The sequence below is a fragment of the Roseateles sp. P5_E4 genome, assembly GCF_054049255.1.
The window spans coordinates 451,021-462,267 of the sequence record NZ_JBFUMS010000002.1; the positions used below are offsets into that span (position 1 = coordinate 451,021).

Below are 11,247 nucleotides of genomic sequence, written 5' to 3' on the forward strand. Positions count from 1 at the left end.
GCTTTAGGCAAGGCGCGACAGGTCGGCGACCCGGTTCATGGCGGCGTGCAGGCGGCCCAGCAGGGCCAGCCGGTTGGCGCGGAGCAGCGGGTCCTCGGCGTTGACCATCACGTCGTCGAAGAAGGCGTCGACCGGGCCCTTGAGCGCGGCCAGGGCCTTCAACGAACCGGTGTAGTCATGCTGCTCGAACAGCAGGTCGGCAGTGGGTTGGACTTCGGCAATCGCGGCGGCCAGGGCCTGCTCGGCGGCTTCCTTCAGCAGCGCATCGTTGATGGCGTGGGGCAGTTCGCCCTCGACCTTCTTCAGGATGTTGCCGACGCGCTTGTTGGCAGCCGCGAGCGACGCCGCTTCGGCCAGGGCGGCAAAGGCACGCACGGCTTCGAGACGGCGCGGCACGTCACCCAGGCGAGCGGGGTTCAGCGCCAGCACGGCGTCGACTTCCTGGGCGCTGTAACCCTGGTCACGCAAGCTGACCGCGAGGCGATCGGCAAAGAAGGAAAGCAGCGCCTCACGTGGGTTCTCGATGAGCTCGCCGAAGGCCGGCACGGCCGCGTCGATCAGCGCCGGCAGGTCCAGCGGCAGGTTCTTCTCGACGAGGATGCGGATGACGCCCAGCGCATGGCGGCGCAGTGCGAACGGGTCCTTGTCGCCGGTGGGCAGTTGGCCGATGCCGAACAGGCCCACCAGCGTCTCCAGCTTGTCTGCCAGCGCCACGACGGTGCCGGTGTGGTTGCGCGGCAGCGCGTCGCCGGCGAAGCGCGGTTTGTAGTGGTCCTCGATGGCGATGGCGACGCCGTCGCGCAGGCCTTCGTGGCGGGCGTAGTAGCCGCCCATGATGCCCTGCAACTCGGGGAACTCGCCGACCATGTCGGTCAGCAGGTCGCACTTGGCGAGCTGGCTGGCCTGCTGGACCTTGCTGTCCAGCACCTTGAACTCGTCGTCGGCGTCGACCGTGTAGGGCAGGGTCGCCATGCTCAGCTGGTTGACGATGGCATGCGCGATCGACCTGACGCGCTCGGCGCGCTCGCCCTGGCTGCCCAGCTTGCCGTGGTACACGACCTTGGCCAAGCCTGGCAGGCGGTCTTCGAGCTTCTTCTTGCGGTCCTGGTCGAAGAAGAACTTGGCGTCGGCCAGCCGCGGGCGCACGACGCGCTCGTTGCCCTGCACGACGGCGCCGGCGTCGGCGGGCGCGATGTTGCTGACGACCAGGAAGTGGCGGGTCAACTTGCCTTGAGAGTCCAGCAGCGGGAAGTACTTCTGGTTGGCCTTCATCGTCAGGATGAGGCACTCCTGCGGCACGGCCAGGAACTCGGCCTCGAACGCACAGGTCAGCACATTGGGGCGCTCGACGAGGGCGGTGACTTCGTCGAGCAGGGCCGCGTCATCGATGGGCGTGAGGCTCAGCGCATCGGCCGCACCCTTGAGTTGGCGCGCGATCTCGGCGCGCCGCTCGGCAAAACCGGCGATGACGGCGCCCTGGTCACGCAGTTGAGTGGCATAGCTGTCGGCCGATTTAATGCTGACCGTGGGCTGGGCGGCTTCAAAGCGATGGCCGCAGGTCGTGCGGCCGGCAGTCAGGCCCAGGGCCTGCACGGGCACGATCTCGCTGCCGTGCAGCGCGACGAGGCCATGGGCCGGGCGCACGAACTTCACGTCGGTCCAGCCGTCTTCGAGCTGATAGCTCATGACCTTGGGGATGGGCAGCTTGGCGAGGGTTTCATCCAGCGCCTTCTGCAGGCCCTGCGCGAGCGTGGCGCCGGCTTGCATGCTGTCCCAGAACAGCGCCTCGGCCTTGCCGTCGGGCAAGCGCTTGAGTTGCGGCATGACTTCGGGGCCGGCGCCGATGGAGGCCAGCTTCTTCAGCAGCGCGGGCGTGGCCTGGCCATCAGCGGTGAGGGCTACGGCGACCGGCATCAGCTTCTGCTGCACGGCCTTGTCGGTGGCCTTGGCGGCGACGTTGGCCACATGCACGCCGAGGCGGCGCGGCGACGCGAACGACGTGACGGCGGCGTCCGCAGCGGCGAGGCCCTGGGCCTTGAGGCTGTCGGCCAACACGCTGGCGAAGGACTCGCCGAGCTTCTTCAGCGCCTTGGGCGGCAGCTCTTCGACAAACAGTTCAACGAGCAGATTCATCAAGCGGCCGCCTTCTTGCTGTTCTTCAGTTCGATCTGCGCAACGACCTCATCCGCCCAGGCCTTGGGGGCCATCGGGAAGCCGAGGCGCGCGCGGCTGTCCAGATAGCTCTGCGCAACGGCGCGGGCCAGGTTGCGGATGCGGCCGATGTAGGCCGCGCGCTCGGTCACGCTGATGGCGCCGCGGGCATCCAGCAGATTGAAGCTGTGGGCGGCCTTCAGCAGCTGCTCGTAGGCGGGCAGGGCGAGCTTCTCGACCATCAGCTCCTGGCTCTTCCTTTCATGCGCGGCAAAGGCCGACAGCAGGAAGTCCACATCGCTGTGCTCGAAGTTGTAGGTCGACTGCTCCACTTCGTTCTGGTGGAACACGTCGCCATAAGTCAGGCCGCCGGTGTAGACCAGGTCATAGACCGATTCCTTGCCCTGCAAGTACATCGCCAGGCGCTCCAGGCCGTAGGTGATCTCGCCGGTGATGGGCTTGCAGTCGATGCCGCCGACCTGCTGGAAGTAGGTGAACTGCGTGACCTCCATGCCGTTCAGCCACACCTCCCAACCCAGGCCCCAGCAGCCGAGCGTCGGGTTCTCCCAGTCGTCCTCGACGAAGCGCACGTCGTTCTTCTTCAGGTCGAAGCCCAGCGCCTCCAGCGAGCCGAGATAGAGCTCCAGGATGTTGGCCGGCGCGGGCTTCAGGACGACCTGGTACTGGTAGTAATGCTGCAGCCGATTCGGGTTGTCGCCGTAGCGGCCGTCCTTGGGGCGGCGGCTGGGCTGCACATACCCGGCCTTCCAGGGCTCGGGGCCGAGGGCGCGCAGGAAGGTGGCGGTGTGGCTGGTGCCGGCGCCGACTTCCATGTCGTAGGGCTGGAGCAGGGCGCAGCCTTGCTTGGACCAATAGTCCTGCAAGGTCAGGATGATTTGCTGGAAGGTCAGCATGAGGCGAGGGGGAGAGGGGGTGGCCGATTCTATGAGGCCGCCCTGCGCACGCCCGCCAGGGCCAACAGGGACAAAAGCCAGAGCGGCCAAAGCCCCAGCGCGGCCAGCCAGCGGGCATAGGGCGTGGAGCCGCTGCGGCCGTCGACTTCGACCTCCAGCACGCCGCGCTGCAGGGCGGGCAGCCGGGCGGTGATGTGGCCGTGATGGTCAACAAGGGCAGTGGCGCCGGTGTTGGTCGAGCGCGCGACGGGGCGCTGGAACTCGAGAGCGCGCATCTGCGAGAACTGCAGATGTTGGTCCTGGATCATGACGGTGCCGAACCAGGCCAGGTTGCTGACGTTGACGAAGGCGGTCGCCGCGTCGGGCCCGACGGCGCTCTGCACGAAGTCCTCGCCGAACAGGTCCTCGTAGCAGATCAGCGGTCGCAGCCTCTGGCCGGCGACGGCCCAGGGGCGCTGGTGGTCGCCGCGGGCCTGGTCGTCCAGCGGGATGTTCATGGCGTGCACGAACCAGCCAAAGCCCGGCGGGATGAACTCGCCGAAAGGCAGCAGATGGCGCTTGCCGTAGTGGTAGTCGCTGCCCAGGGCGACGACGGAATTGACGAAGCCCTCGTCGGCATTGCCGAGGAAGGCGCCGAGCAGTGCGGGGCGTTCGGGGCGGGCCAGACGCACGAGGGTGGCGCGGTCCAGTTCGGCCAGTGGCAGCGGCACGACGGACTCGGGTGTGATGACGACCTGGCCGCGTGCCGACTCGATGAGCCGGGCCAGCAACTCCAGATTGGCGGCGAAGCGGGCCGGGTCGAACTTCTGGTCCTGCGGGATGCTGGGCTGCACCAGGGACAGGGCCAGGCGGCCGCTGGAGGTCGTGAAGTCCTGCGGCAGCAGCAGGCCGGCCAGCGGGATCAGCAGCGCAGGCGCGGCCCAGGCAACGGCACCGCGCTTTAGCCATACCAGGCCGGCGGCCGCCAGCGCTGCCAGCGCGGAGATGCCGTAGACCCCCACCCAGGGCGCCCAGCCCGCCAGCGGGCCGACGGTGTGGGCATAACCCGCAGCGATCCACGGGAAGCCGCTGAGCCAGGTCGCCCGTGCCAGCTCGGCCAGCAGCCAGGCCGGCACCAGCGCCATCAGCCGCCAGCGGCCCTGCGCGATCCAGCGCGCGGTCAGGCCCAGGGCCAGCGCGTAGAAGCCGCTGAGAAAGGCCGCCAGCAATGCCACCGCCAGCGCGGCCAGCAGCCAGGGGATACCGCCGAACTGGTGCATGCTGATATGCAGCCACCACAGGCCTGAGGCCAGCCAGCCAAAGCCGAACAGCGCGCCGACCAGGGCCGCGAACCTGGGGGTGGCCTGCTCGATGGTGGCGAACAGCAGCGCCAGCGCGATGGGCTGCAGATACCAGGCGCCGGTGGGCGCAAATGAGGCCGTGTGCAGCAGGCCTGCGGCCAGTGCGACAGCCGCAGCCCTCGCGCCCTTCACGCCTCGGTCTCGTCTTCGGGGGCGCGCGTGACCTTGAACCAGCGCACCGCGCCGCCGCGGGTCAGCATGACGGCGAAGTTCAGGCCGCCCACCTGCACGGTCTCGCCGCGGCGCGGCACGCGGCCGTGCTCATGGGCGATGAGGCCGCCGATGGTGTCGAAGTCGTTGTCCGGCAAGGCCAGGTTGAAGCTGCCGTTGACGGCCGCGATGGTCGCGTCGCCGGCGATGCGCTGGCTGCCGTCGGCCAGGGTGTAGATGCCGGACTCGCCATCCTTGTCGTCGAACTCGTCCTCGATCTCGCCGACGATTTCTTCGAGCACGTCTTCGATGGTGATGAGGCCGGCGGTGTTGCCGAACTCGTCGATGACGATGGCCAGGTGGTTGCGGTTGGAGCGGAAGTCGCGCAGCAGCTCGTTCAGGCCCTTGCTCTCGGGCACGAAGACCGTCGGGCGCAGCAGGGCGCGCAGGTTCAGCTCAGGCGCGCGCTGCATCTTGAGCAGGTCCTTGGCAAGCAGGATGCCCATGATGTTGTCGCGGCTGCCCTCGAAGACGGGGAAGCGCGAATGGCCGGTGTCGATGACGAGACCAAGCAGCTCGTCATAGGGCGCGTCGATGTCCAGCAGGTCCATGCGCGGTGCGGCCACCATGGCGTCGCCGGCCGACAGCTCGGCCATGCGCAGCACGCCTTCCAGCATCTGGCGCGACTCGGGCTCGATCAGCTCGCGCTGCTCGGCGTCGGCCAGGGTATCGATCAGTTCGCTCTTGGAGTCGGGGCCGGGGTGCAGGAACTCCAGCATGCGCTCCAGCAGGCCACGGGCCTCGGGCGGGTGTTTGGCGGCCCCGCGAACTGGGGGCCTGCCTGAATGCGGTTCGCTCAAGGGGAGCTGTCAAGGTATTGCGGAAGGGACAGAATAGCCGATTGATTTGACAAAACCTTGTGCTGGGCCTCCCAGCCCCCATATCTGCCGCCTTCGACGAAAACGGTTCCCATCATGTCCAAGCCCCAAGGCCTCATTCCCGCCACCATCCTGACCGGCTTCCTCGGTGCCGGCAAAACCACGCTGCTCAAGCGGGTGCTGACCGAGGCCCATGGCCAGAAGATCGCCGTCATCGAGAACGAGTTCGGCGAAGAGAACATCGACAACGACATCCTGGTGTCCGACACCAACGAGCAGATCATCCAGATGAACAACGGCTGCGTCTGCTGCACCATCCGCGAGGACCTGCGTACGACCCTGTCCGATCTGGCCGCCAAGCGCCGCAAGGGCGAGCTGGACTTCGAGCGCGTCGTCATCGAGACCACCGGCCTGGCCGACCCCGGCCCCGTCGCCCAGACCTTTTTCATGGACGACGAGATCGCCGAGAGCTATCTGCTGGACTCGGTGCTGACGCTGGTGGACGCCAAGCACGCCGAGGAGCAGCTCGACAGTCGCCAGGAAGCGCGCATGCAGGTGGGTTTTGCCGACCAGATCTTCATCAGCAAGGCCGATCTGGTCGAGCCGGCGGCCGTCGAGGCGCTGGTGCACCGCATCAAGCACATGAACCCGCGCGCACCCATCCAGACCGCCCATTTCGGCGAGGTGGCCCTGGCCAAGGTGTTCGACCTGCGCGGTTTCAATCTGAACGCCAAGCTGGAGATCGACCCGGATTTCCTCAAAGCGGACGCTCACGACCACGGCCATCATCACCATGATCACGATCATGAACATGGCGAGCATTGCGACCATCCCCACCACCATGCCCACGATGACGACGTGAAAAGCTTCGTCTTTCGTGCCGACAAGCCTTTCAACCCGGCCAAGCTGGAGGACTTCCTGGGCGCTATCGTGCAGGTCTACGGTCCCAAGATGCTCAGATACAAGGGTGTCCTACACATGAAAGGCACGGACAAGAAGGTCATCTTCCAGGGTGTACACCAGATGATGGGCTCCGATCTCGGCCCGAAGTGGATGCCGGGAGAGAAAAAGCAGAGCAAGATGGTGTTCATTGGTATCGACCTGCCAAAAGAGGTACTGATGCAAGGCTTGGAAGGCTGCTTGGCGTGATGTTTTTTTGCCCCGGGAGCACCGTTTCCCGGGGGGTGAAGGCTGAAGATTCCCTGTGGCTACAATCCGCCGCGCTCAAAATTGGGCAGCCGGCTGAAAAGCAGTGGGATCAAGGTCTGACACCGCGCCGATGCAAGCCCTGAGCGAGGAGAAGACAGTGAGCAAGACCCCGGCCCCCAAAACCGCCCCCAAGGGCGCCAAGAAGACTGACCCCGGCGCCGACGTCGCGATGCTCGAGGCGCCCGCGCCAGCCAACCGGTTCGCCGACCGGTTCGCTCCGCCCAAGCCCCCCGTGCGTGGCGCTGGCCATGTCGACGAGACGCCGCGCGTGGCCGCCAAAGGCGACCCCAAGCTGGTCAACGCCTGGAAGACCAAATCGGGCGCCGAGCTGACGGACGCCGAGGTGCTGGCCATGCCGGACTCGGAGTACATGAACGCGAAGCAGATCGAGTTCTTTCGCGCTAAGCTGACCGAGCTGAAGGACGGCGTGCTGTCCAATGCGGGCGAGACGACCGAGCATCTGCGCGAGGACACGACCATCGTTCCCGATCCGGCCGACCGCGCCACGATCGAGGAAGAACACGCCCTGGAGCTGCGCACCCGTGACCGCGAGCGCAAGCTGCTGAAGAAGATCGTGCAATCCATCGCGCGACTGGACACCGGCGAGTACGGCTACTGCGACGAGACCGGCGAGCCCATTGGCCTGGGCCGCCTCATCGCCCGCCCGACGGCCACGCTGTCGCTCGAAGCGCAGCAGCGCCGCGAGCTCAAGCAAAAAATGTTCGGGGACTGAATGGAGCCCCTCGTCCAAGGTGAACCTTGGCCGGTCCCCCGAGGGGACGGCGATGCTTGCGGCGTTGAGCCGCAAGCACATCACCTGGGCGGGCCGGCTTGGGAGCGGCCCGGCGCTCGGCCCGTGGGTCGCTGACACCCGTTCGTTTCCACGAGGCATAGTCCAGACATGTCCGAATCCAAGCCCGCAGACCCGAAGGAAGGCGACAGCTTCTTCCGCAAGGTGGCGCGCTTCGTGGCCAACCCCACGACGGACTGGGCCGAGATCAATTCGCGCCAGGACGACCCCGAGGGCGACCTTGCCAAGGCCGAACTGCGTGCGATGGTGGAGCGCAAGCGCCGCAACGATTTCGTGCGCAAGCGCGAGCTCGACATGCTGCGCCGCATCCGCCGCGAGGGCCTGACACCTGAGCAGCTCGCGGCCCTGGCCTCGTCGCCGTCCCGGATGGGCGACGACGAGCGCATCAGCGAGCCCAATTCCAAGATCGATCTGGGCGTGAAGGCCAAGATCGACGAGATCGAGCAGCAGATGGTGGGCGAGAGCTTTGCGACGACGCAGGCTGTGCCCAAGCAGCAGCCCGGGTTCTTCGACACCAGCACGCGGCCGGTGGCCTTCTCGTCCTCCGTCGCGACGCCGTCGCCTGCCGAGGCCAACGGCGGCCGGGTCAGCGAGTTCTCGACGCCGCGTGAGGTGCAGCGCCTGCAGGCGCCGACGCCGCCGGCTGCCGTGACCATGGGCGCGGCCATCCCGCCGCTGTCCGACTCGCCGCCCAGCCGCCTGCCCGACCTGCCGCCGCTGGACATGCCGCTGTCGTTCACGCTGGCCGAGTCCACGCCCGATGTCGAGGTGCAGGAGGTCGTGCACGATCCCGAGCTCGACGAGGCCGTCATCGCGTTTGCGAACGCCGATTACGAGAACAGCGAGCGTGCCCTGACCGAGCTCGTGCGCCCGGGCGGCAGCCGCAATCTGCACGGCGAGACCTGGCTGGTGCTGTTCGACCACTACCGCGCCACCGGCGCCCAGGGCAAGTTCGAGGCGCTGGCCGTCGAGTACGCCCAGCAGTTCGGCCTGTCGGCACCGCAGTGGTTCTCCATGCCCAAGCTGGTGGCCGAATCGACACGCCAGTCCAACCGCTCGCCCATGGCCAAGGCCAGCCAGGTCAGCTGGACGGCGCCCTCCACCGTGAGAGCCGAGGATGTGACGCTGCTGCAAAAGCGCAGCGAGACCCTGCCCATGCCTTGGGTCTTCGACTGGGGCCCGCTGGAAGAGATCGAGATCGAGGCCGCCATCCAGATGCGCCAGCTGTTTCGGGTCTGGGCCCAGCAGCAGGTCGACCAGCGATGGGTGGGCGGCGACCGCTTCCTGAACCAGCTCAAGGAGCTGGCGCCAGTGGGCGAACGCGACACCGACCCGGTGCTCTGGATGCTGCGGCTGGAAGCGTTGCGCCTGGCCAACCGACCCGATCAGTTCGACGAGGCCGCCATCGACTACTGCGTGACCTACGAGGTCTCGCCGCCGTCCTGGGAGCGCGCCAAGTGCCGCGTGCGCATCGGCGGCGAAGGCTCATCGACCAACAGCCCGGCCACGAGCTCGATGCAGAGCGAGGCGCAGTCGACCTTCCTCGACACGAGCGTTGCCGAGGCCAGCCTGGCCCAGCTCGAATTGATGGGCCAGATGAGCGGCGATATCTCCGACAGCCTGCGCACGCTGTCCACCGAGGTCGGCGACGCGAGCATCATCAACATCTCCTGCACCAAGCTGATCCGGCTGGACTTCATGGCCGCCGGCGACCTGTTGAACTGGGTGCTGCAGCGCCGGACCGAGAACCGCATGGTCGTCTTCACCGACGCCCACCGGCTGGTCGCGCTGTTTTTCGGCGCGATGGGCATCAACGAGCATGCCAAGGTCAAGGTGCGGATCAACTGATCCCGCGGCCGCGGCCGACCTTGCGAAACCGCGGCTGAACCTCAACTGGGACGGCCTATGTCTTCAGAATCTTCTGCCGTCTATCACGGCACCACCATTGTTTCAGTGCGCCGCCAGACGCCCACCGGTTGGCAGGTCGCCATCGGCGGCGATGGCCAGGTGACCCTGGGCAACATCGTCGTCAAGGCCAGCGCGCGCAAGGTGCGCAAGCTCTACCGTGACCAGGTCCTGGCGGGCTTCGCGGGTGCCACGGCGGATGCCTTCACGCTGTTCGAACGTTTCGAGGCCAAGCTGGAAAAGCACCAGGGCCACCTGGTGCGCGCGGCGGTCGAGCTGACGCGTGACTGGCGCACCGACCGCGTGCTGCGCCGGCTGGAAGCCATGCTGGCCGTGGCTGACAAGACCGCGTCGCTGATCATCACCGGCAACGGCGATGTGCTGGAGCCCGAGCAGGGCATCGTCGCCATCGGCTCTGGCGGCGCCTACGCCCAGGCCGCCGCCAAGGCCTTGCTGGCGCACACCGATTTGAGCGCGTCAGACATCGTCAAGCGCTCGCTCGAGATTGCCGGCGAGATCTGCATCTACACCAACCAGAATCACACCCTCGAGGTGCTTGAATGAGTTCGATGACCCCCCAGGAAATCGTCTCCGAGCTGGACCGCCACATCGTCGGCCAGCAGGCCGCCAAGCGCGCCGTCGCGATCGCGATGCGCAACCGCTGGCGCCGCCAGCAGGTCGACGAGAAGCTGCGCGGCGAGATCACGCCCAAGAACATCCTGATGATCGGCCCGACCGGCGTTGGCAAGACCGAGATCGCCCGCCGCCTGGCCAAGCTGGCCGGCGCGCCCTTCATCAAGGTCGAGGCGACCAAGTTCACCGAGGTCGGCTATGTCGGCAAGGACGTGGACTCCATCATTCGTGACCTCATCGAGGTCGCCGTCAAGCAGGAGCGCGAGGGAGCCATGCGCCGCTGCCAGACGCGCGCCGAGGACGCCGCCGAGGAGCGCATCCTGCAGATACTGTTGCCGGGCAGCCCGAGCTCGCAGGACGGAGACAACGCGACGCGCCAGACCCTGCGCAAGCGCCTGCGCGAGGGTCAGCTCGACGACAAGGACATCGAGCTCGACCTGCTCGCCCCCAGGCCCACGATGGAAGTGCTCGGCCCCTTCGGCAACCAGCCAGGCATGGAGGACATGGCCGAACAGCTGAAGGGCATGTTCAGCCAGTTCGGCGGCACTCAGAAGAAGACGCGCAAGCTCAAGGTCGCCGAAGCGATGAGGTTGCTCATCGAAGAGGAAGCGGCCAAGCTCGTCAACGAGGAGGAGATCCGCGCCGCGGCGCTGGCCAATGCCCAGGAGATGGGCATCGTCTTCATCGACGAGATCGACAAGGTGGCATCGCGCAACGAACACGGTGGCGCCGAGGTGTCGCGTCAGGGCGTGCAGCGCGACCTGCTGCCGTTGGTCGAAGGCACGACGGTGTCGACCAAATACGGCCTGGTGAGGACCGACCACATCCTCTTCATCGCCAGCGGCGCCTTCCACCTGGCCAAGCCCAGCGACCTCATCCCCGAGCTGCAGGGCCGCCTGCCCATCCGCGTCGAGCTGGATTCGTTGTCGGTCGCCGATTTCGAAGCCATCCTGACCAGCACCCACGCCAGCCTCGTCAAGCAGTACCAGGCACTGCTCGCCACCGAGGGTGTCACGCTGGACCTGCAGCAAGGCGCCATCCGCCGCCTTGCGGAGATCGCCTTCGAGGTCAACGAGCGCACCGAGAACATCGGCGCGCGCCGGCTGGCGACGGTGATGGAGAGGCTGCTCGACGAGATCAGTTTCGATGCGCCGCGCAACTCGGGTCAGACCGTGGTCATCGATGCGGCCGCGGTGGATGCGAAGCTGGGCGCGTTGGCGGCAAATGAGGATTTGAGTCGGTTCATCCTCTGAGGT

The 11,247-nt window shown here is 66.9% G+C and carries 9 protein-coding genes; 5 read left to right on the plus strand and 4 right to left on the minus strand.

The annotated features are described in order from the left end of the window. Positions 1-3 precede the first annotated feature (3 nt). Genes glyS through ACXJLH_RS04860 form a run of 4 tightly spaced genes read right to left on the minus strand, consistent with a single transcriptional unit; the run spans position 4 to position 5,415 of the window. Complete coding sequence (glyS, locus tag ACXJLH_RS04845; protein WP_457442686.1) at positions 4-2,133, minus strand: glycine--tRNA ligase subunit beta; 2,130 nt, start codon at positions 2,131-2,133, stop codon at positions 4-6. Continuing rightward, a complete protein-coding gene (glyQ, locus tag ACXJLH_RS04850; protein WP_457442687.1) occupies positions 2,133-3,065 on the minus strand; it encodes a glycine--tRNA ligase subunit alpha in 933 nt (310 codons plus the stop codon). The genes glyS and glyQ overlap by 1 nt, the downstream gene beginning before the upstream one ends. Before the next feature lie 29 nt (positions 3,066-3,094). Then, the gene (gene lnt / locus ACXJLH_RS04855) at positions 3,095-4,537 is read right to left on the minus strand and encodes an apolipoprotein N-acyltransferase (RefSeq protein WP_457442688.1); all 1,443 of its coding nucleotides are present in this window, start codon (positions 4,535-4,537) and stop codon (positions 3,095-3,097) included. Next, positions 4,534-5,415 (minus strand): HlyC/CorC family transporter, encoded by an 882-nt coding sequence (locus ACXJLH_RS04860; RefSeq protein WP_056204638.1) that lies wholly within the window; start codon positions 5,413-5,415, stop codon positions 4,534-4,536. The genes lnt and ACXJLH_RS04860 overlap by 4 nt, the downstream gene beginning before the upstream one ends. A gap of 114 nt (positions 5,416-5,529) precedes the next feature. On the opposite strand from ACXJLH_RS04860, the gene ACXJLH_RS04865 reads away from it, so the two are divergent. From ACXJLH_RS04865 to hslU, 5 genes are all read left to right on the plus strand, one after another. Beyond that, positions 5,530-6,582 (plus strand): CobW family GTP-binding protein, encoded by a 1,053-nt coding sequence (locus ACXJLH_RS04865; RefSeq protein ID WP_457442689.1) that lies wholly within the window; start codon positions 5,530-5,532, stop codon positions 6,580-6,582. Positions 6,583-6,739: 157 nt separating this feature from the next. After that, positions 6,740-7,375 carry an RNA polymerase-binding protein DksA gene (gene dksA / locus ACXJLH_RS04870; protein ID WP_235532114.1) on the plus strand — a complete coding sequence of 212 codons (636 nt, stop codon included), beginning with the start codon at positions 6,740-6,742 and terminating at the stop codon, positions 7,373-7,375. 168 nt (positions 7,376-7,543) lie between these two features. After that, the gene (locus tag ACXJLH_RS04875; RefSeq protein WP_457319696.1) at positions 7,544-9,301 is read left to right on the plus strand and encodes a hypothetical protein; all 1,758 of its coding nucleotides are present in this window, start codon (positions 7,544-7,546) and stop codon (positions 9,299-9,301) included. 57 nt (positions 9,302-9,358) lie between these two features. Continuing rightward, the gene (gene hslV, locus ACXJLH_RS04880; RefSeq protein ID WP_057296634.1) at positions 9,359-9,922 is read left to right on the plus strand and encodes an ATP-dependent protease subunit HslV; all 564 of its coding nucleotides are present in this window, start codon (positions 9,359-9,361) and stop codon (positions 9,920-9,922) included. Beyond that, on the plus strand, positions 9,919-11,244 hold the full coding sequence (gene hslU, locus ACXJLH_RS04885; RefSeq protein ID WP_457356312.1) for an ATP-dependent protease ATPase subunit HslU: 1,326 nt from the start codon (positions 9,919-9,921) through the stop codon (positions 11,242-11,244). The genes hslV and hslU overlap by 4 nt, the downstream gene beginning before the upstream one ends. The last annotated feature ends 3 nt before the right edge of the window (positions 11,245-11,247 follow it).